The 25,832-nt window shown below is 62.7% G+C and carries 25 protein-coding genes and 3 tRNA genes; 13 read left to right on the top strand and 15 right to left on the bottom strand.

The annotated features are described in order from the left end of the window. Nucleotides 1-14 precede the first annotated feature (14 nt). Nucleotides 15-1,313, bottom strand: coding sequence for an Nramp family divalent metal transporter (locus tag FNU79_RS02005; RefSeq protein WP_143719201.1), 1,299 nt, complete (start codon nucleotides 1,311-1,313; stop codon nucleotides 15-17). Nucleotides 1,314-1,572: 259 nt separating this feature from the next. Between FNU79_RS02005 and dusA the strand changes: the two genes are divergently transcribed. Next, nucleotides 1,573-2,619, top strand: coding sequence for a tRNA dihydrouridine(20/20a) synthase DusA (gene dusA / locus FNU79_RS02000; protein WP_143719200.1), 1,047 nt, complete (start codon nucleotides 1,573-1,575; stop codon nucleotides 2,617-2,619). Nucleotides 2,620-2,672: 53 nt separating this feature from the next. Here dusA and FNU79_RS01995 read toward each other — a convergent pair. Further along, nucleotides 2,673-2,747: transfer RNA gene (locus FNU79_RS01995), tRNA-Val, on the bottom strand. Between the two features lie 27 nt (nucleotides 2,748-2,774). Further along, nucleotides 2,775-2,848 (bottom strand) — tRNA-Cys (locus tag FNU79_RS01990). 159 nt (nucleotides 2,849-3,007) lie between these two features. On the opposite strand from FNU79_RS01990, the gene FNU79_RS01985 reads away from it, so the two are divergent. The 3 genes from FNU79_RS01985 to FNU79_RS01975 all read left to right on the top strand — a co-directional run bounded on the left by FNU79_RS01985 (nucleotide 3,008) and on the right by FNU79_RS01975 (nucleotide 7,381). After that, nucleotides 3,008-4,336 (top strand): glycogen synthase, encoded by a 1,329-nt coding sequence (locus FNU79_RS01985; RefSeq protein WP_143719199.1) that lies wholly within the window; start codon nucleotides 3,008-3,010, stop codon nucleotides 4,334-4,336. A gap of 398 nt (nucleotides 4,337-4,734) precedes the next feature. Then, nucleotides 4,735-5,574 carry an RNA methyltransferase gene (locus tag FNU79_RS01980; protein WP_404825753.1) on the top strand — a complete coding sequence of 280 codons (840 nt, stop codon included), beginning with the start codon at nucleotides 4,735-4,737 and terminating at the stop codon, nucleotides 5,572-5,574. A 49-nt stretch (nucleotides 5,575-5,623) separates the two neighbouring features. Then, nucleotides 5,624-7,381, top strand: coding sequence for a sensor histidine kinase (locus FNU79_RS01975; RefSeq protein WP_318636125.1), 1,758 nt, complete (start codon nucleotides 5,624-5,626; stop codon nucleotides 7,379-7,381). A gap of 327 nt (nucleotides 7,382-7,708) precedes the next feature. Here the strand turns inward: FNU79_RS01975 and FNU79_RS01970 are convergent, their stop codons facing one another. Both FNU79_RS01970 and FNU79_RS01965 read right to left on the bottom strand, forming a co-directional pair. Next, nucleotides 7,709-10,003: an endonuclease MutS2 gene (locus tag FNU79_RS01970; RefSeq protein WP_143719198.1), complete on the bottom strand. Its 2,295-nt coding sequence runs from the start codon at nucleotides 10,001-10,003 to the stop codon at nucleotides 7,709-7,711. Between the two features lie 142 nt (nucleotides 10,004-10,145). Further along, nucleotides 10,146-10,222, bottom strand: a tRNA-Pro gene (locus FNU79_RS01965). Nucleotides 10,223-10,381: 159 nt separating this feature from the next. Between FNU79_RS01965 and FNU79_RS01960 the strand changes: the two genes are divergently transcribed. Continuing rightward, nucleotides 10,382-11,632: an aminopeptidase gene (locus tag FNU79_RS01960; RefSeq protein WP_143719197.1), complete on the top strand. Its 1,251-nt coding sequence runs from the start codon at nucleotides 10,382-10,384 to the stop codon at nucleotides 11,630-11,632. A gap of 78 nt (nucleotides 11,633-11,710) precedes the next feature. Here the strand turns inward: FNU79_RS01960 and FNU79_RS01955 are convergent, their stop codons facing one another. The 4 genes from FNU79_RS01955 to FNU79_RS01940 all read right to left on the bottom strand — a co-directional run bounded on the left by FNU79_RS01955 (nucleotide 11,711) and on the right by FNU79_RS01940 (nucleotide 15,176). Further along, complete coding sequence (locus tag FNU79_RS01955; protein WP_143719196.1) at nucleotides 11,711-12,172, bottom strand: PA2169 family four-helix-bundle protein; 462 nt, start codon at nucleotides 12,170-12,172, stop codon at nucleotides 11,711-11,713. 294 nt (nucleotides 12,173-12,466) lie between these two features. Further along, nucleotides 12,467-13,702: a cytochrome P450 gene (locus tag FNU79_RS01950; RefSeq protein ID WP_143719195.1), complete on the bottom strand. Its 1,236-nt coding sequence runs from the start codon at nucleotides 13,700-13,702 to the stop codon at nucleotides 12,467-12,469. A gap of 17 nt (nucleotides 13,703-13,719) precedes the next feature. Continuing rightward, nucleotides 13,720-14,742: a M42 family metallopeptidase gene (locus FNU79_RS01945; protein ID WP_404825751.1), complete on the bottom strand. Its 1,023-nt coding sequence runs from the start codon at nucleotides 14,740-14,742 to the stop codon at nucleotides 13,720-13,722. After that, the gene (locus tag FNU79_RS01940; RefSeq protein ID WP_143719193.1) at nucleotides 14,742-15,176 is read right to left on the bottom strand and encodes a cysteine hydrolase family protein; all 435 of its coding nucleotides are present in this window, start codon (nucleotides 15,174-15,176) and stop codon (nucleotides 14,742-14,744) included. Before FNU79_RS01940 ends, FNU79_RS01945 begins: the two co-directional genes overlap by 1 nt. Before the next feature lie 93 nt (nucleotides 15,177-15,269). Between FNU79_RS01940 and FNU79_RS01935 the strand changes: the two genes are divergently transcribed. From FNU79_RS01935 to FNU79_RS01905, 7 genes are all read left to right on the top strand, one after another. Continuing rightward, complete coding sequence (locus tag FNU79_RS01935; RefSeq protein WP_143719192.1) at nucleotides 15,270-16,055, top strand: HesA/MoeB/ThiF family protein; 786 nt, start codon at nucleotides 15,270-15,272, stop codon at nucleotides 16,053-16,055. 212 nt (nucleotides 16,056-16,267) lie between these two features. Further along, on the top strand, nucleotides 16,268-16,630 hold the full coding sequence (locus tag FNU79_RS01930; protein ID WP_143719191.1) for an HU family DNA-binding protein: 363 nt from the start codon (nucleotides 16,268-16,270) through the stop codon (nucleotides 16,628-16,630). A 333-nt stretch (nucleotides 16,631-16,963) separates the two neighbouring features. Then, nucleotides 16,964-17,896, top strand: a complete 933-nt coding sequence (locus FNU79_RS01925; RefSeq protein ID WP_404825750.1) for a glycine betaine ABC transporter substrate-binding protein — start codon at nucleotides 16,964-16,966, stop codon at nucleotides 17,894-17,896. A gap of 49 nt (nucleotides 17,897-17,945) precedes the next feature. After that, nucleotides 17,946-19,151, top strand: coding sequence for an ABC transporter permease (locus tag FNU79_RS01920; protein WP_318636124.1), 1,206 nt, complete (start codon nucleotides 17,946-17,948; stop codon nucleotides 19,149-19,151). Nucleotides 19,152-19,208: 57 nt separating this feature from the next. Beyond that, entirely contained in the window at nucleotides 19,209-20,180 is a 972-nt protein-coding gene (locus FNU79_RS01915; RefSeq protein ID WP_143719190.1) for an ABC transporter ATP-binding protein, read from the top strand. Continuing rightward, nucleotides 20,177-20,914 (top strand): ABC transporter permease, encoded by a 738-nt coding sequence (locus FNU79_RS01910; protein WP_225429814.1) that lies wholly within the window; start codon nucleotides 20,177-20,179, stop codon nucleotides 20,912-20,914. Before FNU79_RS01915 ends, FNU79_RS01910 begins: the two co-directional genes overlap by 4 nt. Before the next feature lie 60 nt (nucleotides 20,915-20,974). Beyond that, on the top strand, nucleotides 20,975-21,517 hold the full coding sequence (locus FNU79_RS01905) for a DUF421 domain-containing protein (RefSeq protein ID WP_143719189.1): 543 nt from the start codon (nucleotides 20,975-20,977) through the stop codon (nucleotides 21,515-21,517). A 12-nt stretch (nucleotides 21,518-21,529) separates the two neighbouring features. Here the strand turns inward: FNU79_RS01905 and FNU79_RS01900 are convergent, their stop codons facing one another. Continuing rightward, nucleotides 21,530-21,895: a hypothetical protein gene (locus FNU79_RS01900; RefSeq protein ID WP_143719188.1), complete on the bottom strand. Its 366-nt coding sequence runs from the start codon at nucleotides 21,893-21,895 to the stop codon at nucleotides 21,530-21,532. A gap of 84 nt (nucleotides 21,896-21,979) precedes the next feature. On the opposite strand from FNU79_RS01900, the gene FNU79_RS01895 reads away from it, so the two are divergent. Next, the gene (locus FNU79_RS01895; RefSeq protein WP_143719187.1) at nucleotides 21,980-22,213 is read left to right on the top strand and encodes a VF530 family protein; all 234 of its coding nucleotides are present in this window, start codon (nucleotides 21,980-21,982) and stop codon (nucleotides 22,211-22,213) included. Nucleotides 22,214-22,267: 54 nt separating this feature from the next. On the opposite strand, the gene FNU79_RS01890 is transcribed toward FNU79_RS01895, so the two are convergent. The 5 genes from FNU79_RS01890 to FNU79_RS01870 form a co-directional block, all read right to left on the bottom strand. Then, nucleotides 22,268-22,504 (bottom strand): ferredoxin, encoded by a 237-nt coding sequence (locus FNU79_RS01890; protein ID WP_124869970.1) that lies wholly within the window; start codon nucleotides 22,502-22,504, stop codon nucleotides 22,268-22,270. Nucleotides 22,505-22,568: 64 nt separating this feature from the next. After that, nucleotides 22,569-23,351 carry an NTP transferase domain-containing protein gene (locus tag FNU79_RS01885; RefSeq protein WP_143719186.1) on the bottom strand — a complete coding sequence of 261 codons (783 nt, stop codon included), beginning with the start codon at nucleotides 23,349-23,351 and terminating at the stop codon, nucleotides 22,569-22,571. A 368-nt stretch (nucleotides 23,352-23,719) separates the two neighbouring features. Continuing rightward, nucleotides 23,720-24,109 (bottom strand): YkvA family protein, encoded by a 390-nt coding sequence (locus FNU79_RS01880; protein ID WP_225429813.1) that lies wholly within the window; start codon nucleotides 24,107-24,109, stop codon nucleotides 23,720-23,722. A 24-nt stretch (nucleotides 24,110-24,133) separates the two neighbouring features. Beyond that, a complete protein-coding gene (locus FNU79_RS01875) occupies nucleotides 24,134-25,081 on the bottom strand; it encodes a phosphotransferase enzyme family protein (RefSeq protein ID WP_143719185.1) in 948 nt (315 codons plus the stop codon). A 53-nt stretch (nucleotides 25,082-25,134) separates the two neighbouring features. Further along, nucleotides 25,135-25,767 carry a DUF2268 domain-containing putative Zn-dependent protease gene (locus FNU79_RS01870; RefSeq protein WP_225429812.1) on the bottom strand — a complete coding sequence of 211 codons (633 nt, stop codon included), beginning with the start codon at nucleotides 25,765-25,767 and terminating at the stop codon, nucleotides 25,135-25,137. Nucleotides 25,768-25,832 lie beyond the last annotated feature (65 nt).

Genomic DNA, 25,832 nt, shown 5'->3' with positions numbered 1-25,832 from the left:
AAGCGGTCGGCCCATCACTTCCTCATCGTGGCGAACATGGCGGCGGCGGCCAGCGCCATCACGCCGGTGCCCAGCCAGCCCAGTCCCCGCAGCCAGCCCTTCACTGTGAATTCGCCCATGACCCGCTCGTTGGCCGTCATCAACATCAGCAGCAGCATCACCGGGGCCGCCGCCACGCCGTTGATAATCGCCGAGTAATAAAGCGCCTTGATCGGATCGATCTGCACCAGCACCAACCCCAGGCCCAGCAGCGTAGACAGCGCGATGATGACGTAAAAGCCTTTGGCCTGATAGGGCTTGCGCTCCAGACCCACCGGCCAGCTCAGCGCCTCTCCCAGCGCGTAGCCCACCGATCCGGCCAGCACTGGCAGGGCCAGCAGCCCAGTACCCACCAGACCCGCCGCAAACAGGATGAAGGCAAAACGCCCGGCGACGGGCCGTAGCGCCTCGGCAGCCTGCGAAGCGGTCTGGATATCGGTCTGTCCGTGCGCGTGCAGCACCACTGCCGCCGTCAGGATAATGAAAAAGGCCACCAGATTGGAAAAGGCCATGCCGATGAAGGTATCGGTGCGAATGCGCCGGAACTGTTCAGGCGCTTCCTGCGGCGCTTGCTTGAGGGGATGCTCGAGGACGTGGGTGTCCATGTCGGAGACTTCCTCGGACGCCTGCCAGAAAAACAGGTAAGGGCTGATGGTGGTGCCCAGCACCGCGACCAGCGCCTGAATCGACGCCGCGCCTCCACTGAAGTGCGGCAGCAACGTGGCCCGCAGCGCCTGACCCCAAGGCACATGCACCACGAACACAGTGGCGACGTAGGCCAGGAGCGAAGCCGTCAGCCATTTGAGAATCTGGGCATAGCGGGTGTATGGCACGAAGACTTGCAGAAGCACCGACAGCGCGGCGAACAGGGCTGCGTAGAGCAGCGCTGGGCCGCCGATCAGCAGCTGCACTGCTTCGCCCATCGCGCCAATGTCGGCCCCCAGATTGATCACGTTGGCGACGATCAGCAGCGCGGTGACCAACCACAGCCACACTGGCGCGTAAGCGCGGCGCATGTTTCCGGCGATGCCGTGTCCGGTCACGCGGCCGAGTCGGCCACTGATTTCTTGAATGGTGGCCATCAGCGGATAAGAAAAGAGCATCGCCCACAGCAGGCCGTAACCGAACTGCGCCCCGACCTGCGAGTAAGTGGCGATGCCGCTCGGATCATCGTCGCTGGCCCCAGTGATGAGGCCCGGCCCGAGGGCGTTGAGCAGGTTGTGTTTTTGTTCGCGGCGTTCAGGCTCAGGCACAGGAGAGGGCGCTTTGATCATTGACCTTCCAATAGACTCAGAGGGTGAGGCGGGGAGCCAGCAACCACGCTGGACATGCAAACTGAAGCTGTTTTGTCGGCCCTCCGGTTCTTTAAGCTAAGAAACCGACATAGCGTCAAGTTGAAGTGGAGTGCAGGAGAGCTGCAGCTTTTCTCTGTCGCCACTGCACTCTGAGGCTGTTTTGAGAATCTGAACACTGCCGCAAAGCAGCCCAAGCCGCCTTGTGGCCCGCTCATAAGCGCTATGCTTTTCGGCTGAGATGACTGCTGGCCTGCTGCCCCCCCATACCTTCAGCGTCGCCCCGATGCTCGACTGGACAGACCGCCACTGCCGGGTCTTTCACCGCGCCCTGAGCAAGAGAGCGCTGCTGTATACCGAGATGATTACCACGGGAGCGCTGCTGCACGGCGACGCCAAAAAGCACCTCGACTTCTCGCCCGCTGAGCATCCGCTGGCGTTGCAGCTCGGCGGCAGCGACCCCCTAGCGCTGGCCGAGTGCGCCCGCATGGCTGAGCAGTGGGGCTATGACGAAGTCAACTTAAATTGTGGCTGCCCGTCTGACCGGGTGCAAAGCGGCAGCTTCGGCGCTTGCCTGATGGCCACACCCGAGGTGGTGGCCCGCGCCGTAGCGGCCATGCGCGGCGCGACCCAGCTGCCCGTGACGGTCAAGCACCGCATCGGCATCGATGACCTCGACAGCTATGAGCTGCTGTACCACTTTGTTCAGACGGTGGCCGATGCAGGCTGCCAGACCTTCATCGTTCACGCCCGCAAAGCCTGGCTCACTGGCCTGTCGCCCAAGCAAAACCGCGAAGTGCCGCCGCTGAGATACGACTTGGTGCGCCAGCTTACGGGCGACTTTCCGGCACTGACCTTCGTGCTGAACGGCGGCATTCAAACACTGGACGACGCCCAGAACCACCTGACTTGGGCCGGCGGGGTGATGCTGGGCCGCGCCGCGTACCAAACGCCGTATCTGCTGGCCGCCGCTGACCGCGACGTCTTTGGCACTGACACCCTGCCGCCCAGCCGCCGCGAGGTGATCGAGGCGTTCAGACCGTACCTCGCCGAGCAACTTGAGCAGGGCGTTTACCTGAGCCGAATGCTGAAGCACACGCTGGGCCTGTTTGCCGGACACAGCGGGGCGCGGCACTACAAGCGCACCATCAGCGAGCGGGCCTTTAAGGACGGCGCGGGACTAGAGGTATTGGACGACGCTTTGGCGGGCATCCCCGACAGTGTGCTGGACTCGCGGGAACTGCTGCCGCAGGAGCGCGAAGCGAGGCCATTGGCCGCTACGCCGTGACTCAGGGTAGAGAGTGACAAGCAAAGAAAAACCCCCGCCGGAGCGGAGGCTATTGGTAGACCCGAGCAGATTTGAACTGCTGACCCCTACAGTGTCAATGTAGTGCTCTACCCCTGAGCTACGGATCTAAACCTAAAAGAGGGGGCACAGAAGTTTGGAGGCGCTGACCGGATTTGAACCGGTGGTGGAGGTTTTGCAGACCTCTGCCTTACCACTTGGCTACAGCGCCGCCGTGTGGGGCAGGGCGCATGGCCCGTTTCTCCCAGCGGCATGAATAGTAGCAAGAAAAACGTGAGCTGTCAAAACCCCCCGCACTTTTCCTGCACTGACCAACTGCTCCCCAGCTTGATTGTTTAAAGCGGCGCGGCGGGCGGGGTAGCATACCTTTATGCATATCCTTCACGTGGCCTCTGAGGCTTACCCCTTTTCCCGCACGGGTGGACTGGCCGATGTGATGGCTGCCCTGCCCGCCGAACTCGCCCGCCTGGGCCATCAAGCCAGCGTGCTGTCGCCCTGGTACGCCGATATTGTCGGCACGCCCCACGAGATCTGGCGCGGCGGCAATGTGCGGCTGGGCGAGATCAATGAGGGCGGCGTGCGCTTTTTGTTTTTGGAAACGCCCGCTTTCAAGCGCCCCGGCATCTACCACAGTAATGATGTGGAGCGCTTTTCGGTGTGGGGACGCTTGGTCTTGCCGGTTCTGGCCGCAGTGGGCATCCGCTTTGACGTGCTGCACGGCCATGACTGGGCTGCCGGACTGGTGGTGGCCCACGCCAAGTTGCGCCACGTGCCCAGCGTCTTTACCATCCACAATTTGCAGTATCAAGGCCGCTGGAACATCGATGACAGCTTCGGCTGGACGGGCCTGCCCGAATGGGTGGACACTCCCGAGGGCGTTGAATTTTACGGCGACCTCAACCTAATGAAAGCGGGGCTGGTGTATGCCGGACACGTCACCACCGTCAGCCCGACCTACGCCAAAGAAATTACCACCCCCGAATTTGGTGAGGGCCTAGAAGGCGTGCTGCAAACCCGGCTGGCCGAGGGCAAGCTCTCCGGCGTCATCAACGGCTTAGATCAAGAGCGCTGGAACCCGCGCACCGACGGCCACGTTTTGCCTTACGGCACGATGGCCACCAAAGAAGCCAACATCGCCGCCCTCAGACAAGAGTTTCACCTCGACGACGCCCCGATTTTGAGCTGCGTCGCACGCCTCGCCACCCAGAAGGGCCTCGACATTTTGCTCTCGGCCATGCCAGAGATCGTCAAAAAGTGGAATCTGGTGCTGCTGGGCAGCGGCGACACTCAACTCGAAACTGCTTTTTCAGTGTGGGCGCAAAGTTCGCCGCGCGTGCGGCACGTCAAAGGCATGAACGAAAGCCTGTCACACCGCCTGTACGCTGGAGCGCACGCCTTTGCCATGCCCAGCCGCTTCGAGCCGTGCGGGCTATCACAGATGATCGCCCTGCGCTACGGCACTCCGCCGGTTGCCCGCCGCACCGGAGGGCTGGCTGACACCGTACCGGGGGACATCGGCTTTTTGTTTGACGACCCCACCCCCGCCGCCTTTTTGGAAGCGCTGGGCCGGGCCGAGGCCGCCGTCAGCAAGCCCAAAACGTGGAATGCCCGCGCCAAACGCGGCTTGCCGTTAGATTTTTCGTGGAAGGGGCCAGCCAAGCGCTACTTGGAGATTTACCAGCAGGTGGCGGCGGAGTAGGGCGGAGTCGGGAGGGGAATCACCAGCGCTCACTCACCCCCTCTCGGCGAGCTGGTAAGTCCCAACCTCCCCCCCTCAAATAAGAGCAACCAAAGAACCTGGGACGAATACCGCCTTCCAGCTCGCCCAGTATGGGTAGGTCTTTTGCACAGCGCCCACAGCTTGACCGCCCCACAGTGTGGAAAGTCGGCGCGAGTGGCCTGCCGGAATGCTGGAAACTCCATGACAAGCGCAGCGACTTGCTCCCTCGCCACCGGGAGGGGGCTTCTTGTGCAAAACGGACGCCCATAAGGACGCCTGCCTGCTGGGGGGTGGGAAAAAGCGAAAGCTAAAGCGTGAAGATAGTCTTCCAGTCCAGTTTGAAAAGACCCATTCCAATGCAACCCCAAAGCGCTACCATGCCCAGCGTGACTGTGCTCAACTTGAACCTTGCCGTCGTCCTGGTCTCTCCCAAAACTTCAGGTAATGTCGGCGCGGCGGCGCGGGCGATGCTCAATATGGGAGCCAGCGATCTGCGAATTGTCGCGCCCCGCTGTGACTATAAGGACTCAGCCAGCCGGGCAATGGCCGTTCACGCCGCTTCCCTGCTCGACAGCGCCAAAATCTACGCCACCCTCAAAGAAGCGGTGGCCGAGTGCGATCTGGTGGTGGGTACCAGTGCCCGCATCCGCGCCGACCTCGCACCGCCGCAGCACCCGGCTCAAGTCCGCCCTCTGGTGCTGGCCGCGCAGTCGGCCGCCCTAGTATTCGGGCCGGAGGAATCGGGCCTGAACAATGCCGACCTCGAACTTTGCCGCGTCACGATGCTGGTGCCGACAGCGGCCTATGCCAGCCTCAACCTCGCCCAAGCGGTGCTACTGACCTGCTACGAGTTTTTGCAGGCCGAGCGCCCCAGAGTGGCTGGCCCCACCACACTCACCGAGGAGAACGCCCTCCTGGAGTTTCCTAGCCGCAAAACGGCCCTGAGTAGCGAGATGGAAGGGCTGTACGGCCACCTCCGAGAAGTGATGATGCTCACCGGCTACACCGACGCGGTGCGGGCGCGGCACACCTTGCGGCTGTGGCGGGTGGCGCTCGACCGGGGCGCGTTGAGCTCGGCGGAAGTGCGGCTGGCCCGTGGACTGCTGCGGCAAGTCCAGTGGAAAGTTGGGCGCGTTCAGGCCGAGGGAGTCGAGCCAGGAAAAGCGCAAGACGCGCCCACCGAGCCGCAAACAGGAACTCCACAAAGTTCATCCTGAACGCGCCCCGGCTACGGTCAAGGCGAGTGGGCCGCTGTAGAGTCGGGGGGTGAGCGTGCCTCCCTCTGCCCCCGAATACCTTGCCAGCGGTTTAGAAACCGCCGAGCACACACCGCTGTCGCGCACGGTGCTGCTGACCCGCAACCTGATGCCGCTCTTGATCGTGCTGGTGGTGGTGACTTACGAGGAGTGGTTTATTCCGCTAGGCGACGCCAACTTTGGCCGCTTGGCGCACTTGGCGTTTTACGGCCTCGCTGGGCCGCTGGTCACCTTTTTTACCATCCAGTGGATCGCCGAGGGTGTGCAGGCCCGCGAGCAAGCCGAGGGCGAGCTGCGCGGCCTGTACGCCGAGCTCAGCGCCTCGCACCAGCGCATGAGCGCCCTGCAACACCTGATGCGAGAAGTCTCTGAACCCGCCGACCTCGAGAGCTTGCTGGACGTGGCGGTGCGCGGCACCCAGGCAGCCACCGGCGCGGTGTCGGTGCAGGCCAAACTGCGCGGCAACGTTCAAGACGAGCAGGGCGTGGCGAGCCGCAGCGCTCAGGAAGGCCTGAGCCGCCGACTCGGTGAAGGGGGACGCTACCTCGTCAACGAAACTCTGCGGGTCAGCGGCGAGCACTTGGGCGAACTGACCCTGAGCTTTGATACCCCGCCCAGCAGCGACACCCGCGAACTGATTTCAGCGATCAGTTCGGAGTTGGGCAGCGCAGTGGTCAGCACCCAGCGGCGTACCCGTGATTTGATTACCCTGTTTGAAGTCGATCAGTCGATCCGCGCCGAGCGCAATATGCAGCGCTTACTGGCCCGCGTCACCGGCACCATCGCCGGACGGGTACAGGCCAGCGCCCGCGCCGCATTTCTGACGGATCAAGACGGCGTGCTGCGGCTCGAATATGCCCGCGACCCCAGCGGCGTGATTCGCAGCGGCGGCCCGCTCCCCGATTTCGTGCGGCGGGTGGCCGAGGGTGGGCAGCCAGGGGTAGCCAGCCCCGCAGAAGCCGCCGAGATGTTTCCCGGTGTGAAGGCGGCGCTGGGCCTGCCCCTGCACGCCGAAGACGGCCTGGTGGGCGTGATCGTACTGGGCGGCGACGGCCTCGAGCAGGAGCGCACGCCGCTGCTGGCGCTGCTGGCTTCACAGGCGACGTTGGCAGTCAGAAACGCCCGCGCTTACCTCTACTCGGAAGAGCTGGCCATCGGTGAGGAGCGCAACCGCATCGCCCGCGAAATTCACGACGGAGTGGCGCAGTCGCTGGCGTTTTGCGCCATCAAACTGGACGTGGTGGGCCGTCAGATCAGCAGCAACCCCCCTCAGGCGCTGCTGGGCGTGCAGGAAGCCGGAGCGCTGCTGCGTGAGCAGATTCGGGAGGTGCGGCGCAGCATTTTCGCGCTGCGGCCCATCGACTTGGAGCGCTACGGCCTGCTCGAAACCGTGCGGCGCTACGTGCTGGATTTCGGCGAACAGCACCGCGTCAAAGTGCAGCTCGACATTCAGGGCGACATTCACCTCGCTCCCGGCGATGAGGCCGTGATTTTCCGCATTTTGCAGGAGAGCCTCAACAACGTGGCCAAGCACGCTAAAGCCGCCAACGTGGTGGTCAGTTTGATCGGCAACCACAGCGTCCGGCTGACCGTAGAAGACGACGGACAGGGCTTTGACTTCTCTCAGGTTTCGGGACGGGTCAGCAGCGCGGGCGGCTTAGGCCTGACCCAGATGCGCGAACGGGTCGAAACGCGCGGCGGTCAGTACCGAGTAGAAAGCGGCGAAGGACGCGGCACCAAGATCGAGGCACGGCTACCGCAGGCTTAGAGCGGGGGTAGGAAGGCGTCTGGGGTTCACTCCCTCTGCTTCTCAGCTCTGCGAGTCCCAACCTCTCCCCTCAAGCGGAAGAAGCAAAAACCTGAAACGAATACCGCCTTCCACCTCGCCCATTAAGGACAGGTCTTGAGCACAGTGCCCACTACACCAATGCCCGACAGTCTGGAATGTTGACACAAGTAACCTACCGGAACGCTGGAAGCTCCAGCCGAGCGCAGCGACTCACTCCCTCGCCCCACTGGGGCGGGGGCTGGGGGGTGGGGCAGCAGCAGCGAACGCTGAACGCTTAGGCTATTGGCACTGTCCAGCCTCTAATACTCACACCTTCAGATTGACAATCGTGACGCCGTGCCCGCCTTGATTCGGCTCCGCGTCGTGGAAACTCTCCACCCGCTTGTCGGCTTTGAGAAAATCGCGGATCAAGCGCCTCAGAACCCCCTGCCCCTTACCGTGAACCACCCGCAAGGGAGTTTCGCGCAGGGCCGCCGCCTCGCCAATGGTGCTGCGAAGCTCCTCGATGGCTTCTTCGACGTGCTGGCCGCGCAATTGCAATTCGGTCTGGAAGTTGCTGGGCGTGCGGCCACTGAAACTGCGAACCAGTGAGGACGAATTGATTTCTTCTTTGAGGCGCACGTCACGGCGGCGAACATTGACTTTCATGACGCCGAGCTGCACCACCAGTTCGTCGCCGCGCACTTCCATGACCTGCCCCGCCGCGCCATAAGCCGGTACGTTGACACTGCTGCCGACTTTTAGCGGATCGCCCTTCGGCTCAGGGGGCTGGCTTTGCTGGGGCCGTTCTTGCTGCGAAGCACGGCGCAGATCGCGCAACTCCTGCATCACGCGGGGGCGGGCCGACTCGTCACGGGCGCGGGCACGCAAGCCCCGCACCTGTTCGAGCGCCTGCGAGTAAGCCGCTTCAGCTTTTTGCGAAGCCTCGGCCAGCAATTCACTCCGGCGCGTCTCGATGTCTTGGCGCTGGCTGTGCATCCGGTCACGCTCAATCACAGCCTCGCGGCGGGCCGTTTTGGCGACTTCGAGTTCCTGTGAAAGCTGGCGGCGCTCGACTTCCAGATTCTCCAGCAGGCGTTCCAGCAAACCGCCTTCCGGCCCCAGGATCGTTTCGGCGCGGGTCATCACATTGCCGGGAATGCCCATGCGGCGGGCAATCGAGAGCGCGTAGCTGCGCCCCGGCTGTCCCACCTGAAGCTGATAAGTCGGCGCAAGCGCTTCCAAGTCAAAGCCCATGCTGGCATTTTTGAGGCCGGGCGTCTCTAGAGCGAACAGCTTGAGCGGCGCGAGGTGCGAAGTGATCACACCCCGCGTATCTTGAACTAGAAGTTGCTCGATCATGGCCTGCGCCAGCGCCGCACCCTCGGCGGGGTCGGTACCGCTGCCCAGCTCGTCGATCAGGATCAGGGTGCTCGGTGAGGCGTACTTGAGCACATAGCGCAAGTGCTGCAAGTGGGCGGCAAAGGTGGACAGGCTTTCTTCCAAGCTCTGCTCGTCGCCCACATCCACCAGCACATCGTCCACGACGGCGAGGCGGGCGCGGCCAGCAGCCACGTACATGCCGGATTGGTGCATCAGCACGGCCAGTCCCAATGTTTTGAGCGTCGCGGTCTTGCCGCCCATGTTGGGGCCGGTGATCAGCAGCAAATTGGTGCCGTTCTCGCCCAAGCTCAGGTCGTTCGGCACTGGATTTTCAATCAGCGGGTGGCGGGCTTCTTGCATGGCGTAGACCGCTTGCGGCGCAGTCTCAGGCCGGTTCAGCCGCCAGTCGCGGGCCAGGGCCGCTTTGGAAGCGATCAAGTCCAGCTCGCCAATCGTTACGATGGTCAGGGCAATTTCGTTGTCGGAGGCCACCAAGCCGCTGAGTTCGGTCAGGATGCGGCGCACCTCGGCTTCCTCGTCAAGCAGCAAGCGGGTCAGTTCGTTGTTGAGCGGGGTAACACTGGCCGGTTCGACGAAGTAGGTCTGCCCAGTGGCCGAGGCGTCCACGATGATGCCCTGCACCTGCCCAACGCGGCTGGCCTGCACCGGCAACACGTAGCGGTCGCGGCGGATGGTGATCAGGTTGTCTTGCAGCACGTCGGCCCACTTCTCTAGGCTGTTGGTCAGGCGCTCGCGGATACGGGTTCGCAGCGGCTCGACTTTGCGCCGAGTCTCGCGCAACTTGTGCGAGGCGTCGTCGCGCACCTGACCGTCGCGGTCCAAGCTCTCCAGTACCCGGCGCACCAGCAGACTGTGTTCACCGAGCAAGTTGGCCAGCCGCAGCAGCGGCCCCCGCGAGTTGCTGGTGATGCTGCGGCGCACCGACATGGCGGCGTCGAGAGCGTAAGCGACTTCGAGCAGTTCAGAGCCGGACAACACCCGGCCCTCGTTGGCCCGCTCGCGCAGTTCGCGCACGTCGCCGATACCGCCCAGAGACAAGGCAACGCCGAACAGGGCGTCTTCGAGTTCGTCGAGTTCGCGCTTAATCTGCGTCTGGTCGGAGACTGGACAAAGGCGCTGGGCCAGCTCTACGCCCATGCGGGTGACGGCCCGCTCGCTGAGGGCGGCGCGGACGCGGGGATAATCTAAGGTTTCTAGGGCGTGGGCATCGAACGGCACGCCCCTCAGTATAAAGGCGGGGGCGGGCGTGAGTGTGCGCCGGATGGCTTAGTGAGTGAAGGCACCAATTGAAGATAAATACGGTTCGAGCCAAACCCGTCAAACACAAAAAAACTCCCCCATTTCAGAGGAAGTTCCGTGCTGGTCGAGGCGACAAGATTTGAACTTGCGACCCCTACCACCCCAAGGTAGTGCGCTACCAAGCTGCGCTACGCCTCGTCAAACCAGCGACGGGCAGTGTAGCGGAGTTTGGAGGCCGGGTCAAGCGGCCCCGTTTTCAATCTGCCTTCAGCCCTACTGGGAGGCCATTGAGCGATACTTCAAACTGAAGGCGGGCTGGGGGTTACGCTGCCCCCAAAGCGGCGTATGCTGCCGAGCATGACCCAACCAAATTCGAGTGAACTGAGCTTCGAGCAAAAACTTCAGAATTACGCCGACCTCGCCGTGCAGGTGGGGCTGGGCCTGAGCGCAGGCCAGCGGGTGCTGGTGCAGTCGCCGGTCGAGAGTGCGCCCCTGGCCCGCGCCATCGTCAGAAGCGCTTACAAGGCCGGAGCCAGCTTTGCCGACGTACGCTGGGACGACGACGACGTGCAAAAAGCCCGCTTTGAACTCGCCCCGGAAGATAGCTTCGGTGAGATCAGCAAATGGCGGGTGGACGCCGAGCTGGAAACCGCCAACGCGGGCGGCGCAGTGATCGCCATTCGGGCCACCAATCCCAACTTACACGCGGGGGCAAATCCTAAAGACCTCGCCACCCATCAGCGGGCCTTGTCTACTTACCGTAGACCCTACAGCCTGCAAGTCATGACCAACCAGCTCAACTGGAACCTGATCACCGCGCCGCTGCCAGAAAGCGCCCAGCTGATCTTCCCCGAGGCCAGCCCCGAAGAAGCCGTCCAGCTGTACTGGGACGCCATCTTCAAAGCCACCCGCGCCGATCAAGCTGACCCGGTGGGCGCGTGGAAAGGGCACTTGGGCAAATTGCACGCCCGCAAGCAGATCCTGACTGATAAGCAATACGCGGCGTTGCACTTCAAGGGGGGAGAAACGGATTTGACGGTGGGCCTCGCCGACGATCACATCTGGGGCGGCGGCACCAGTTTCACGCCCAGCGGCACCGAATTTACTGCCAACATGCCCACCGAAGAAGTCTGGACCGCTCCGCACCGCCTGCGCACCGAGGGCACGGTGGTCAGCACCAAACCGCTGAGCTACAACGGCGTGCTGCTTTCAGGCATTCGCGTCCGCTTTGAAGGCGGGCGGGTGGCGGAAGCCAGCGCCGAAAGCGGGCAAGACGTACTCAGGCAACTCATCGACACCGACGAGGGCAGTCACCGCCTCGGCGAAGTGGCGTTGGTGCCGAATTCCTCACCGATCAGCCAGAGCGGCTTGTTTTTCTATAACACCCTCTATGATGAAAACGCCGCCTCACACATCGCCATCGGCAGTGCTTACCGCTTTAACATTGAGGGCGGCGTGGAAAACAGCGACACCTTTGAGGCCAAGGGCGGGAACGACTCGCTGCTGCACGTCGACTGGATGATCGGCAGCCCCGAGATGAACGTGGACGGCATTACCAAAGATGGGCAGCGCGAACCCGTGATGCGGGCGGGCGAGTTCGTGATCTGATTTATTTGAATTAGCAAAAAACGCCGCGCCCCAGTCAGGAGGCGCGGCGTTTTGTTGTTTATTTAAGAGGCTGTAAAATCAGCTCTTGGCTTCGTACTGCTGCTTGAGAGCCTTCAGCTCGGCGTCGCTGGACTGAATCTGAGCGTACTGGCCTTCGACGAGCGAGCGCACTTCGCTGGGTAGCTCGGTTTCTTTGAGCACGTCTTGGTAGTTGCTGATGGCGGCGTCCTCACCGCGCACGGTCTCGGCAATCACCGAAGTGTCGTCCTTGCCGGTCACGGCGTCACGCACGTTGATCCAAGTGCGGTGAAGCGCGGCGACCACGCTGCCGCCCGACTTGGGCTTTTCGCCGCCCTGCATCAGGTGGGTTTCGATGGCGCTGATCATCTCGGAGCGCTGGGCACTGCGGGTCTGAAACAGTTGCTTGAGGCTGGCTTCGTGGGCATGTTCAGCGGCTTCGTTAAAGCCCTTTTCGCCGTCGCGCAGCGTGCCGAGAAGGTATTGCAGTTTGTCGTTCACTTGATCGTTGGTCATGGTCATGGTGGATTCTCCTTGCGCCGCGTCTGATCTGGTGACGGGCGCTTTGCCTTTTCATTGTCGGGGACTGAGCCTTTGCCCACCTGAGAAAGACGGGCTGGGCGTTCAACTGACCCTGAGCCAGTACTAAGCAAGTGATCAGAAAGTGAGATGCGGCTGTGTTCGGCGCTGCAATGCCTTCCGTGCAAGAATTGAAGATACCCGTGAAGCGCGACACGCTGGCCTAAGCGCAGAAGAATGTCAAATTCCGCAAGCTGGGCCGGGAGCGCGAGTGATCCTTTTCTCCAAACTCAATCCCTAAAGCTCCACCATCAGCTTGCTCAAGCCGCGCAGCACGATGTTGGGGCGGTACTGCGGCTTGTCTTCCAGCACGCGCATCTGCGGGTAGCGGGCCAACTCACCGAACACCACCCGCGTTTCCAGCCGGGCGAGGCTCGCGCCGAGGCAGTAGTGCGGCCCGCTGGCAAAGGCCAGATGCCGCCCCGCGTTGGCCCGCGTCAAATCGATGCGGTCAGGGTCGGCAAAGGTGCGCGAATCGCGGTTGGCGGCGGCCAGCAGCAGCATGGTGTGGGTTCCGGCGGTGTAGCTCTGCCCAGCGATCTCCAGCGGCGCTCCCAGCACGCGGCCCGTCAGCTGCACCGGACTGGTAAAGCGCAGCAGTTCGTCGGCTTGCGTGTTGCCGAGTTCCGGTAAAGCGGCCAACTCAGCCCACGCACCTTCTTGCTGGAGCAGCGCCAGCACCCCGCGCCCGATCAGGTTGCTGGTGGTTTCGTGCCCGGCGGCCAGCAGCAGCACCGCGTTGGCCAGCAGTTCGTCGCTACTCAGGCGGCCTTCCTCGTCTTCGGCGGCGGCGAGGGCGCTCAGGAGGCCCGGTTGCGGTTTGGCACGGAGATCGTCAGCGAGGCTGCGGAAGTAGGAGCGCATCTCGCGGGCGTCTGCCTCGATACGGGCCAGCAGTTCGGGGGTGGTGTCGATACCGCCCAGCAGCTCGGCCACGCTCTGCGTCCAGATTCGGAATTGCTGCTCGTCGTCTTTGGACAAGCCCAGCATTCCGGCAATGACCGCCACCGGCAGCGGCACGGCCAGCTTGTCGACGAGGTCAAAGGGAGCGCCCTGATGCGCCGTCAAAATCTCGCGTACCAGACCGCGCACCAATTCTTCTTGCTCGGCCACCACGCGGGGCGTAAAGGCGGCGCTCACCAATCCGCGCAGGCGGGCGTGCGAGGGGCCGTTGTGAAAGAGCATCATCGGCCTGAGCAACTGCATAGCCTCGCTGACCTGGCCTTGGGCAGCGGCGTTGGCTTCCACCGCCATCAATTGCCCCGAGAGCGCGGCGGGCGAGCGCAGCACCGCAGAGACTTCCTCGTGGCCGAAAATCGCCACCGCGTTCCATTCCGGTATCGGCACGACCTCGCCGTGACTGCGGGCACGTTCGTAAAGTGGGTAAGGATCGCGCAGCGCCGCCCGCGAATACACGGCTTGCACGTCGACGAGGGCAGGCCGCAGCTCAGGTTGAACTTCAGGACTGGTCATGTCCTCTAGCCTAGTCCTTAGGCATGACAGTACGCCAAGACCAGCGCCACAGTCGCCTCCAGCGCGTCCAAGTGGGTGCGCTCGTAGGCGTGGCTGGCGTCCACGCCGGGGCCGATCAGCGCGGCGGGCAGGTCGTGTCCGGCTCCCCAGGCCGCGCTGGCGTCCGAGGAGTAGTACGGGTAGATGTCCACTTTGAGGTCAATTCCGGCAGTCTGAGCCGCCCGGCGCAGGCGGTTGCCGAGTGCGTGATCATAAGGGCCGCTACTGTCTTTGACGCACAGCGTCACGTGATGTTCGCTGCTCGTCTGCCCGCGCCCGACGGCCGCCATATCCAGCGCGATCACTTCGCTGGCCTCACCAAAGCCCGGAGCTGCTCCGTGCCCGACTTCCTCGTAGGTGGTGATAAAGCAGCCCACCGTCATCGGCGCGGGGGTTTTGAGAAGCTGCCGGGTCACCTCCAGCAAAATGGCCACGCTGGCTTTGTTGTCAATGTGACGGCTCTTGAGATAGCCCGCCGGTGTCAGCACGGCGCGGGGCTCAAAGCTGACAAAGTCGCCCACCTCTAAGCCCAGAGCGCGGGTTTCTTGGCTGCTGGAGGTGTACGCGTCCAGCCGCACTTCCAAGTTATCGCCGCTGCGGCGCAGTTCGCGCAGTTGCGGCGCAAATACGTGAAAGCTCTGGAAGTCGTTGACCACCGTGCCGGTGACGCTGACACCGTCTTGGCCGTGAACCGTCACATACTCGCCCTCGATGCTGGCCCAGTCGTAGCCGCCGAGCTGGGTCAGGCGCAGCCGCCCATTGGGTAAAACCGCTTTGACCATCGCGCCGAGGGTATCCGCGTGAGCGCTGAGGGCCAGATGCCCCGCGCCGGAGTCCGTACCAGGCAGCGTCCAAGACAGTCCACCTTTGCGGCTGCGGCACGTTTCTACGCCGAGCGCCATCACTTCCGCTTCAATTAAACTCACGGCTTGCTCGGTCATGCCAGTCGGACTGGGGGTATTGAGTAATTGAAGCAAGAAATCGCTAAGCTCGCTGCTCATCATTGACCTTCCTTTGGCCAGCGGCTCACCGCAAAGCCTGCTTGCTGCGCTCCTTGCTGGGTGGCTGCTTCGGCGGCGCTGCCCGGTAGCGCCAGCACGCTCAGGCGGCTCACACCCCGGCTGCGGAGTTCGAGAATCAAGGGACTGCCCGCAAAGGCGTCGTCGTTATCCACCCGTAGCAGCACGTCGCGCTCCTCCACGCGGAAATCGGGGTGCAGCGTCCAGCCGCGTGTCAGCGGCTCGTGGTCGCTGCCCACTGCTCCGTCGCGCTGCAAAAACACCACAAGCACGCTGCCCGCGCGGGCCTGCGTCACGGCCCTGCGCCAAATCCCCAAGCGGGCGTCGGCGGCGCGGGGATCGGCGTCTTCTAGCGCTTGGTGGTCGCCGCGCTGCGCGTCGAGAACGAGAAGGGCTTGGGCGATTTGATCACTCATCACCGCATCATCATACGGGCCGGGCCGTTCAAGTTACCCCTACCGTTCAAGCGGCACAGTAAAGCGCCGGTGCCAAGCGCCAGACTACTCAGCATGACTGCGCCGCCCTCTCCCCTCCCGGTTTACGGCAGCGACCCGGCCCCCAGCGCCCCGACCCCCAATGCACTGACCCGCACCGAACTGCGGCGCTACGGACGTCAGCTGCTGCTGCCCGAATTTGCCAGCCAGCAAGAGCACCTCAAAGCCGCCCATGTGCTGGTCATCGGCGCGGGCGGGCTGGGCTGCCCCGTTATCGCTTACCTGGCAGGCGCGGGCGTGGGCGCGTTGCGGATCTCCGACGGCGACACGGTGGGGCTGAGCAATTTGCAGCGCCAAACACTCTTTACCACCCTGGACGTGGGCAAAAGCAAAGCCCAGCTCGCCGCCGCCCGCGCCCAGCAGGTCAATCCGTATGTCAGGGTCGAAAGCTGCGCCGCGCTGAGCCAAGACAATGCCCCGGCACTCCTGAGCGGCATTGATCTGGTCATCGATGCCAGCGACAATTTCGTCACCCGCTACCTCGTCCACGACCTATGCACCGCCGCCGGGCTGCCGTGGGTCTGGGGCGCGGCGGGCGGCTTGGAGGGCATGGTCAGTGTCTTTGGCCCCACTTTTGGGCTGCGCCAAGTCTTTCCCACCCCAGACGGAGCCGAGTCCTGCGACGAGATCGGGGTAATGGGGCCGCTGTTAGGCGTGATCGGCGGCGTGATGGCCATGGAAGCCCTCAAGGTGCTGACCGGGCAACCGGACACCCTGGCCAATCGGCTGTGGACATACGACGCCCTGAGCGCCCGTGTGCGGGTGGTGCGCTTGACGGCCACAACTTCAGCCCAGACATAAATTAACTCTTTTCACATAACTCACTCATCACAAAAAGCCGTCCGGAACGCTGTTTTTCCGATTTTGGCGGCGTTTCGTCCTCTCAGGAACAGCGCCCAAGAACGCTCAAGACGCTGCTAGAGGGCTTCGGGGACGTTCACAAACTCCCAAATGTGTGTTAGTGTCTGTTCCGAGCCGACAACCTGCTCAAACTTCACTTTTGGAGGTCTTCCATGGCTAAAAGTACCAAAGCGGCGGCCAAACCTGCGCCCGCTGCCAAAGCACCACCAGCACCTGTCAAGGCTGCTGCCGAGACCAGCGAAAAGATTGCCAAGACCCAGATCATCGATATGGTCGCTGACCGCACCAGCCTCAACAAAAAGCAGGCCGGCGAGTCCGTGGCCGTCATGCTCGATGTCGTGGTCGAAGCACTCAAAGAAGGCAAGAGCGTCGGTTTACCCGGCCTCGGCACCTTCAGCGTGGCCAAAACCGCCGCCCGTCAAGGCGTGCGCCCCGGCACCAGCGAGAAGATCACCATTCCCGCCGGCAAAAAGGTGCGCTTCAAAGTCGCCAGCACCCTCAAGGGCAACCTCTAACCAGAGCGCCCACCCACTTAAGCCGCCGCTTTGCCTGTTGAGGAAGCGGCGGCTTTTTGCATGGAGAGGCCGCCACAAAAGTCCAACGGAGAAATGAAGCAGAGAGCGCACTCATTTAACTTTTATGCATTCCTTTGAGATTCTTATGCTGAAGCTAAGCAGAATTGAGCAACATGGCGTTCCAGTCGGGAGTAAAGTGGTTTTGCCGTAAACTAGGCACAGCCCACAACTTAAAGATAAGTCACACAACGGCCACGCTGCAGGCTGTATAAAGTCAGCCGTCCTGCTCCTTTACGAGCTGAAGTGTGCAGTCCCTGATTTGGAGGTCTCCCCATGAAGATTCAAGCTTCTCAGCGTAAATTGATCGGCAGTGTTTTGGTTCTTTCGCTCTCTGGCCTGCTCAGCAGCGCCGCCGCCAAACCTATCGTGGTCGGCGGAAAACTCGACCCCGAAGCGCAGATTTTAGGCCAGATCATCTACCTGACCCTCAAAAATGCGGGCCTCGAAGTCACCGACAAAACCGCGCTGGGCGATACCGGCGTCAACCGCAAGGCCATCATGGCCGGCGAAATTGACGTATACCCCGAGTACACCGGCAACGCCGTCTACCTGTTTCCCGACGCCAAAATTGGCTCCAAGCAGGCCGGCAACTCCGGCACCATCTACAACCTCGCCAAGAAGCTGGACGCCAAAAACGGCGTCACCTGGCTCAAGCCCGCCAAGGTCAACAACACCTGGGTGATTGCCGTGCCGCAAAAGCTGGCCGCCGACAACAAAATGAAGAGCGTAGCCGACCTCGCCCGCTACCTCAAAGGCGGCGGCAGCTTCAAGATCGCGGGCAGCCCCGAATACTTTAACCGCCCCGACACCATGCCGATGTTTGAGAGCGTCTACGGCTTCAAGCTCAGCGCCGATCAAAAACTGGTGCTGGCCGGAGCCACCCCGCCCCAGGCCCAGCAAGCGGCGTCCAGCGGCACCAACGGCGTGAACGCGGCGATGGCCTACGGCACCGACGGCACCCTCAGCGCCCTGAATCTGGTGGCCCTGACCGATCCCAAGGGCGCTCAGGCGGTCTACCAGCCCGCGCCCACCATCCGCACGGACATCCTCAAGGCCAATCCGCAAATTGCCGACATCCTCAACAAAGCTTTTGCCAGCATTGACCAGCCCACTTTGCAAAAGCTCAACGGCGAAGTGGCCCTGCAAGGCCGCAGCGCTCAGGACGTGGCCAGCGCTTATCTCAAATCCAAGAACTTGATCAAGTAATGAAACTCGATCTGAAGTTGATTGCCCGCGTCTACACGGAGTTAATCCGTTGAACGCCGGGCCTTCAGCAGGGGCAGTGGGAGAGCGCGTCTCCCCTGCCCCTTCGTCTGTTCTTGGGCTGCCAGCCGATCTGATGGCGGCGCTGTGGCTGGCAGCCGTGCCGATGCTGGCGGCGTGCTGGCTGCCGTGGGTCTTGCTGCGCCCCAACCGTTTGGCGGCGGGCGAGGTGCTGCGCTTGCCTGCGCTGGACATTGTCGTGGGCCTGGTGCTGGCGCTGGCCGTGCCCTTGGCAGGCCGATTCTTACCGAGGGCTGTACCCCTGTTGGCCAGCCTCGCGCTGAGTGTGGGCGCGTGGTGGTTGGGGTCGCGCACGGGTGCGGCGCTCAGCGGCCAGGCCGAGTTTGCGCGGGCCAGCGCCAGCAGCGGCTTGTGGCTGTGGCTGCTCGGAGCAGGCATTTCGGTGTACGCCGCCAGATTGGTGGGGCGCTGGATGGGCGGCGCGGGGCTGCTTCTGGCGTGGCTGTGGCTGCCCGCCGTGCTGGTGATGGCGCTCACAGGACATTTTGCCAGTTGGTCGGTGGTGGCCGAATACACCGTGCAGCACAACCGCTTTTTACAGGAACTCGGGCGGCACCTGTATTTGATTTTGGTGGCGCTGGGCCTGGCCACCCTAATCGGCGCTCCGCTGGCCGTCTGGGCCTCGCGCAGCGTCCGGGTATCGGGCGTGGTGCTGGGACTGGCGGGCGGCGTGCAAACCGTGCCGAGCTTGGCGCTGCTGGGCCTGCTGATCGCCCCGCTCTCGGCACTGGCCAACGCCGTGCCCGCGCTGAGAAGTCTGGGGATCAGCGGCATCGGGCTGGCTCCGGCGCTGACCGCCATGACCTTGTACGCACTGCTGCCGGTTCTGCGTAACGGCGTGGTGTCTCTGCGCGGCGTGCTGCCGGGGGTGCTCGACGCGGCACGCGGCATGGGCATGACCGACAATCAGCGCTTTTGGCGCGTGCAACTGCCGCTGGCGCTGCCGGTGTGGCTCAGCGGCATTCGGCAAGCCGCCGTGATGCTGGTCGGCGTGGCGAGCGTGGCGCAACTGATCGGCGCGGGCGGGCTGGGCTACTTTATTTTCAGCGGTCTGCAAAGTGGAGCCGCCGATCTCATCTTGCTCGGCGCACTGCCCGCCGCCCTGCTGGCCATCGTGCTGGACACTGGCCTGCGCGGGCTGGAAACGTTTTTGGGTCAGCGGCTGGGGCGAGCGTGAAGGAGATACACACAGGCGTGTCCGCTTCACCCCTCACGCCCGCCCGCATGGAGAACCATGATTGAACTGCAACATCTGGAAAAGCGCTACGACGACCCCCTGACCGGCCAGCCCTTTTACGCCGTCAAAGACCTCAGCATGGTCTTTCCGAGCGGCGAGATTACGGCGCTGCTGGGGCCGTCGGGCTGCGGCAAAACCACCACGCTGCGGATGATCAACCGACTGATCGAGCCGACAGCGGGCAAAATCTTGTTGGAAGGCCAAGACGCCATGAGTCTTAAGCCCGAAGCGCTGCGCCGCCGCATCGGCTACGTCATTCAGCAAATCGGCCTCTTTCCGCATCTGAGCGTCGCCCAGAACGTGGCCACGGTGCCGGACTTGCTGGGGCAGCCCAAACGCCAAACCGCCGCCAAAGTGAGAGAACTCTTGGCGCTGGTGGGGCTGGAGCCGGGTCAATTTGCCGACAAGCGCCCCAGCGAACTTTCGGGCGGGCAGCAGCAGCGGGTGGGCGTCGCAAGGGCGCTGGCCGCTGACCCCCCGGTGATGCTGATGGACGAGCCGTTCGGAGCGCTCGATCCGCTGGCCCGCGACAAGCTCCAAGAAGCCTTCCGCGAGATTCAGCACAACCTCAAAAAGACCATCGTGATGGTGACGCACGACATCGACGAAGCGCTCAAACTCGGCGACAAGGTGGCGCTGCTGAATGCCGGGTCGCTGGCGCAGTTCGGCACGCCCGACGACTTGGTGCGCCGCCCCAACAGCGACTTCGTGCGGCAGTTTCTGGGCGACGACGCGCTGCTGCGCCAACTGGCCGGCGTGCGGGCCGGAACACTGGCCCGCGCAGGCGACGGCACCGGCCTGCCGCAGGTCAGCGCCCAGCTCGACGCACGAAGCGCCCTGAGCGTGATGCTGCGCGAGCGGGCCGAAGCGGTGGCCGTCACTGGCGAGGACGGCCAGATCAGCGGCGTGCTGTCGTTTCACGATCTGGAGCAAACTGCCCCGCAAGCCCAGCTTTCGGAGCGGGCGTGACGCTGGCTGCCCCCGGATCACGGCGGCCTCTGCGCTCCATCTGGCCGGTTTTCATCTGGCCCGCCTTGCTGCTGGTCTGCCTGATTCCGGGTCTGCTCAACCGCGCCGTGTCCTCGCTGTCGGCGGGGCAAGTGCCGGTACTCGATACCCCGCTGTGGAAACTGACCCTTTGGCACCTCGGCTTGGTGCTGAGCGCCGAAGTGGTGGTGCTGCTGATCGGTGTGCCGCTGGCGGTGGCCGTGACCCGTCCGGGCCGCGCCTCGCTGATGCGGCTGGCCGAAGCGCTGACCGGCCTGGGCCAAACCGTGCCGACGCTGGCGATCTTAGCGCTGGCGGTTCCGGCGCTGGGCTTCGGGATCAAGCCAACTTTGCTGGGCCTGCTGCTCTACGGCCTCGTCCCAGTGGTGTCCAACGCCATTGCCGGCCTGCTGGCCGTGGACAAACCGACGCTGGACGCCGCACGCGGCATGGGCATGACCGACACTCAGCGTCTGATGCGGGTCGAACTCCCGCTAAGCTTGCCGATTTTGCTGGCGGGCGTGCGGACATCCACCGTCTACAACGTCGGCACCGCCACCATCGGTGCGGCGCTGGGTGCGAGCGGGCTGGGCACCCCGATTATTGAAGGGTTGTCGCAGCAAAACACCGGCTTGGTGGTAATAGGAGCACTCTTGGCGGCCTTGTTGGCGCTGAGCTTGGATGGCCTGCTGGGACTGGTGGCCGCCGAAGCGTGAGGCTCCTCCACAACACAGAAGTAACACGCCAGATGTCTATGCCCCGCACTAAGGTGAGGCATGGACATTTTACGTTCAGTCCTGCAAAGTCTACTGACGCCGCAGGGTGGGTGGTCAGTGGAATTCGTAGTCCGGGTGGCGCTTTCGGTGTTGCTCCTGTTCGCGCTGGTGCTGTTCATTGCACGCTTTTTCGGTTCGCGTACTTTCGCTTCGTTTACTTCGTTTGACTTCTTGATCAATGTCACGGCGGGGTCACTGGTCGCCAGCTCGATCATGGGCCAAAACTTGATGGGCGGGGCCATAGCTTTGCTCTTTTTGGCGCTCTTGCAGTGGCTGATTTCTTTTTTCGCCTCGCGTTTCAAGACTTGGCATGATGTGGTCGACAACCCGCCCGTCGTGCTGATTGAGCGCGGCCGATATCAGCAAGCCGCCATGCGCCGTGCCCGCGTGTCTAGGCAGTCTTTAGAGCAGCAGTTTCGCAGTCAAGGCGTGACCGACGCGAGCAAGGTGCAGTTCGCCATTTTGGAATCTGGCGGCACTGTCTCGGTGATTTCAGGTGATTCGGAGGCTGAAATCGGCACTTTGCCGAGGCGAACGGGTTAGCCGGGCATCACCTCAGCGGCGCAGGCGGCGAGTAGGAATCAACCGTTTGAACGCCAGCCCCAGGAATAGTATGGGCAGCCAGAAGTGATTCAAAGAGAACGGAAAGATGATGCTCAGGCCGATGACGGCGGGAATGCAAACGCCGAACAGAGCGCCGTACATGCTTCTGGGCAAATAGCCGAGCCTCAGCATCAAATTGATGGCCTGCCCCAGCACGGCGGCCAGCGGAATCAGCAGGTAAATACCGCCCGCCCTGTCGCCCAAGCTGTCATCGACCGTGAAGGCCACCGCCAAAACCAGAAAAATCAGCGCCGCTGAAAGGCCGGGGAAAAAGTGTTGTGGACGCCCGCTGGGCTGGCTGGTGAGTGGCTCGTTCATGCCTAGAGCTTACGCCCGCTCCTGTACGCCGGGCAGTGCCGAGTGTCAACCCGCACGGGTGACAGGTGTCATACACTCAGGCCCATGACCAACCCGAATTCCCTCCACGGCGTTACGCTGGAGCAAATTGTCACGCGGCTCGCGGATTACTACGGCTGGGAAGAACTGGGGCGGCGCGTCAGTATCCGCTGCTTTCAGGACAATCCCAGCGTGGGCAGCAGCCTCAAGTTCTTGCGCAAAACCCCCTGGGCCAGAACCAAAGTAGAAGAGCTGTATTTGTACATGCTCAGAAAGCACCGATTGACCTTTGAGGAGTGAGCAAAAAAAGCGCCCATCCCAAATCTCGGATGAGCGCTTCTTTGATGGGTTTTCTTACAGCCCGAAAAACTCGTGGTTCTTGGCGATGAAGGCGGTTTCGCCGTCCGGCACGTCTTCTTCGGGGAAAATGGCGCTGACGGGGCAAGCCGGGACGCACGCGCCGCAGTCGATGCACTCGTCGGGGTGAATCAGGTACTGGTCGCCGCCGTCGTAGATGCACTCCACGGGGCAGACTTCGGTGCAGGCTTGGTCTTTGACACCGATGCAGGGGCTGGTGATGATATGGGTCATGTCTGCCATATTGCCCGATTGGGCGCAGCTTGGCAAGGGCCAAAGCCCACAACCCCGCGCTGGCTTAAGCCTTGCCCCCACCCAGGCGTTTTTCAGCCAGCGCCAAGTCGCCTTCTTTATCCACGTCAGTGCCCACAGCGGCGTGCGGCGTAATCAGCGCCCGCGCCTGCACCCCCAAAATCTGACTGACCCGCGCTTCCAGTTCGCTAATGCGGAGTTGGCCCAGCAGCATCTTGAAAAGAAAAGCGGGGCCGACGATGCCCGCCAGCTTGAGCGGCTGTTTGCGGGCGTCAAGCACCGCCCGAAGGCGCGGCAAAAATTTGCCGATCAGAGCCGGATCGAGTAAGAAGAGATTGCCGCCGGTAAAAGTGCCGTCTTTGAGCCGGGCATAGGTGCGCTTCACATCCGGATACGCGGCCTCGCAGACTTCCTTCTTAACCACCGGATACACCAAGCCCGAATCGGGGGCGCTCTCCAGTACGTCCCGCACTTGCTGGCCGGTGAGCATGGGAATGTCTGCCGTGACCACCAACACGCGGCGCTGCGGGGCGTTGCCAGGTTCGCGCAGGGCGGCCACGCCCGCTTCCAAGTTGGCGATCAAGGTGCCTCTGTCGGTCACGCGCACATCGACCAGCTCGGCCATCTCGCCCGCCAGCGGCCCCACGTAAGCGATGCGGGCGACCCGGCCCGATTCGTGCAGCGCCCGCAAAACCCACTCCCCCATCGGGCGGCCCGCGACTTCAATGAGGGGTTTGACGTCCACTTCGTGCGCGGCGGCAAAAGCGTCGCCGGGGTCGCCTCCGCCAAGAACAACGGCGTTCCAGCTCACATTTTGCTGACCAGTCATGAAACGCAGGGTAGCACTGGGAGTGGGAAGCGGTGGGTTCTTAACCGGACAGAGGCAACAAGTTCAAAGTGAGACAGAGCGACGCTGAGCTGAAGCAGTTCCTGACAAGTATTTGATTGCTTGAGTTCTTGTATAAACTGCCTGAATCTGACAGCCTACGAAGAGAGCAAAGGGGCGGAAAGTGCGTCTGAGACACCGAATTTTAAGTCGATTGAATGTAACATGAAATACAAAGACATGAAGTTGACTTCCAGCGCATACCGCGCTATAGTTTTCCTATCAATCAAACGAAAGCAGCCGCCCGCGAAGGCGGATTTTTTATTGCTCTTTTTCTCGGATCTCAAGATCAACAATCGGCCGGCCGTGAGCTAGTTTCTAGCCAGCGCCCACGCTAAGCCGTAGAACAGTGCTACCACTCCCAGCACAGCGCCGAGGACGTAAGGCCAGATACGCGGCAGCCGGTCCACTTTGCCTCTGGCCTGATACAGCACTGGCGCGGGCAAGTTACGTGCAGCGAAGGCCAGCACCGCCGGAACGATCAGCAGGTCATCGGTGATGCCCAGCACCGGAATACCGTCGGGAATCAGGTCAATCGGGCTGATGGCATAGAGCAGGGCCAGCGCCGCAATCAGCTTGGCTTGGCCGCCGGTTCGCTGATCGCTCAGCGAGAGCAGCAGCGCCAGCGCGTCTCGCCACACGGCGCGGAGGCGGCCCAGCGGGGAGAGGGAGCGGCGAACGGTCAGGCGAGGTTGGTTCACGGGTAGAGATACGGGGAGAGGGGGTTAGGAGTTCCCAAAATCTCGCAATTTGGAGATCAGGTTAGGCACCCAGCGCAATTTATCTTGCCGCTTCGGGCCTTCGGGCAATCCGTACACCCAGGCCAGAAACGCCAGGCCCGTCGCCACCTTGAAGACCTTCACTTCGTTCAGCGCCCCGGTGTATGGGGCGGCGGCCTGCTGGTAAGCGGCATAAAAGCTCTCGACGTACTGCTCACCTTCGGGATAATCCATCAGTTCGCCTGCCGTGAGCGCCAAGTCAAAGGCGAAATAACCCGGCGCAGCTTCGGCGAAATCAATCACGCCCAGCCCGAGCGGGCCGCTGATCAGGTTGCCGAAATGCAAGTCGGCGTGAATCAGGCCGAAGTGTTCGGGCTTCTCACCCAACCGCGCTAAAGCCGCTTTCAAAGCACTGACGGCAGGTATGAGCGTCTGGTGGTGTTCCCCCAGATCGCGTGGGGCTTGCCGCGACCACCACGAATTGGGGCCATAAAAGCGCTCGGCGTCCCAGCGTTGGCCCGTATAGTGTTGCCACAGTTTGGGATAGTGCCGGGCGTGTTGGTGGAGCTGCGCTGTGAGGTGGCCGAGCTGCTTTGCCGACGGTATTCCCATCTGACGGCTGGCCCGCTCGCCTTCAATCCAGTTTGACAGCACGCAGGCCCGCGCTTCTGTTTCGTGGGGCGGTGTCCAGTGCGTGATCAGGCAGCCATCCAGATTGGACAGCGGCAGGGGAATATTCAGCTCCGTATCGCAGGCCAAAGCGCTCAGCCACGCCAATTCCAGTTTTAACCGTGTCTCATCACTGCCAGCCGTGAAGACGCGCAAGCTGTAGCGTTGGCCCACCGTTTCGACTTTCAGCACCAGATCGCCGACGTGTTGCAAGACGCTGATTTGGGCATGTGCCGAACCGTAGCGGGCCAAAAGTGGGGCGAGATCAAAGGGCGGTGCAGTCATGCAGGAAGGATAAAGCGCGGCGGCGGGCGGCAACCTGAGTCAGATGGCTTAGCTCAGCGGTCGTCAATCAGCACGGCTGCGGGTGTCTCGGCGTGGCTTACCGCGTCGCCGCCCAGCCGTTCTAGGCCTCGTTTGACTTGCTCGTAACCCAGTTGATAGCCTGCCCAGCGCGGCAACTGCTCAGCTTCGGAGCCGTAAAACCAAGCATTGTGATTGTAAGTCGGCGCGTCTAGCAGTGGCCTGGCCCGCTCCCAGAGCGCCGCCAAGTCGCCGCTGGGCTGGGCGTAGATCGGCAATTCGCCGCGCTGGGCCGCTTCAAAGTGTTGGGCCAAGCCTTCGCTGGCGAGCGCTTCACGCAGGGTTTGACCATAGCCAGGGCCACGCCAACGCCGCAAGTGATGAAGCTCATGCGCCAGTGCTACGGGCAGCTCGCGCCGCCAGGAGGCGATAAAGTGGGAGTTCTCAGGATCGATAGTGAGCTGCAGGCGATACCCGGTCGGCGCGTAACCACCCAAGCCGAGTTCAGGAATGCACCACGCGGGATCGACGAACAGCGCCACGTCCACACCTTCCAGCGAGAGCAGCGCCGCCAAACGGATCAACTCAGCCGTCATGACCTCCAATAGCCCGTCTCGAAGTGCAGTGGGCAACTGTCCGGCAGCGTCCATCAGATGCAGAGCGTTCATGCAGGCAGCTTAACAACTCTGCGCCACAAAAAAGCCGCCAACCCCTTCCAAACAGTTGGCGGCCC

The organism is Deinococcus detaillensis (assembly GCF_007280555.1).
Lineage (GTDB): Bacteria > Deinococcota > Deinococci > Deinococcales > Deinococcaceae > Deinococcus > Deinococcus detaillensis.
This window is presented reverse-complemented; position numbering and strand designations above follow the sequence as displayed.

Bases quoted from the DNA above. Each gene is read 5' to 3' on its own strand.
- FNU79_RS01940 (WP_143719193.1), bottom strand. From the start codon at position 15,176: ATGAGTGATCAAATCGCCCAAGCCCTTCTCGTTCTCGACGCGCAGCGC.
- FNU79_RS01960 (WP_143719197.1), top strand. From the start codon at position 10,382: ATGACCCAACCAAATTCGAGTGAACTGAGCTTCGAGCAAAAACTTCAG.
- FNU79_RS01890 (WP_124869970.1), bottom strand. From the start codon at position 22,504: ATGACCCATATCATCACCAGCCCCTGCATCGGTGTCAAAGACCAAGCC.
- dusA (WP_143719200.1), top strand. From the start codon at position 1,573: ATGACTGCTGGCCTGCTGCCCCCCCATACCTTCAGCGTCGCCCCGATG.
- FNU79_RS02005 (WP_143719201.1), bottom strand. From the start codon at position 1,313: ATGATCAAAGCGCCCTCTCCTGTGCCTGAGCCTGAACGCCGCGAACAA.
- FNU79_RS01905 (WP_143719189.1), top strand. From the start codon at position 20,975: ATGGACATTTTACGTTCAGTCCTGCAAAGTCTACTGACGCCGCAGGGT.
- FNU79_RS01895 (WP_143719187.1), top strand. From the start codon at position 21,980: ATGACCAACCCGAATTCCCTCCACGGCGTTACGCTGGAGCAAATTGTC.
- FNU79_RS01915 (WP_143719190.1), top strand. From the start codon at position 19,209: ATGATTGAACTGCAACATCTGGAAAAGCGCTACGACGACCCCCTGACC.
- FNU79_RS01955 (WP_143719196.1), bottom strand. From the start codon at position 12,172: ATGACCATGACCAACGATCAAGTGAACGACAAACTGCAATACCTTCTC.
- FNU79_RS01945 (WP_404825751.1), bottom strand. From the start codon at position 14,742: ATGAGCAGCGAGCTTAGCGATTTCTTGCTTCAATTACTCAATACCCCC.
- FNU79_RS01930 (WP_143719191.1), top strand. From the start codon at position 16,268: ATGGCTAAAAGTACCAAAGCGGCGGCCAAACCTGCGCCCGCTGCCAAA.
- FNU79_RS01875 (WP_143719185.1), bottom strand. From the start codon at position 25,081: ATGACTGCACCGCCCTTTGATCTCGCCCCACTTTTGGCCCGCTACGGT.
- FNU79_RS01885 (WP_143719186.1), bottom strand. From the start codon at position 23,351: ATGACTGGTCAGCAAAATGTGAGCTGGAACGCCGTTGTTCTTGGCGGA.
- FNU79_RS01900 (WP_143719188.1), bottom strand. From the start codon at position 21,895: ATGAACGAGCCACTCACCAGCCAGCCCAGCGGGCGTCCACAACACTTT.
- FNU79_RS01870 (WP_225429812.1), bottom strand. From the start codon at position 25,767: ATGAACGCTCTGCATCTGATGGACGCTGCCGGACAGTTGCCCACTGCA.
- FNU79_RS01980 (WP_404825753.1), top strand. From the start codon at position 4,735: ATGCCCAGCGTGACTGTGCTCAACTTGAACCTTGCCGTCGTCCTGGTC.
- FNU79_RS01935 (WP_143719192.1), top strand. From the start codon at position 15,270: ATGACTGCGCCGCCCTCTCCCCTCCCGGTTTACGGCAGCGACCCGGCC.
- FNU79_RS01985 (WP_143719199.1), top strand. From the start codon at position 3,008: ATGCATATCCTTCACGTGGCCTCTGAGGCTTACCCCTTTTCCCGCACG.
- FNU79_RS01925 (WP_404825750.1), top strand. From the start codon at position 16,964: ATGAAGATTCAAGCTTCTCAGCGTAAATTGATCGGCAGTGTTTTGGTT.
- FNU79_RS01950 (WP_143719195.1), bottom strand. From the start codon at position 13,702: ATGACCAGTCCTGAAGTTCAACCTGAGCTGCGGCCTGCCCTCGTCGAC.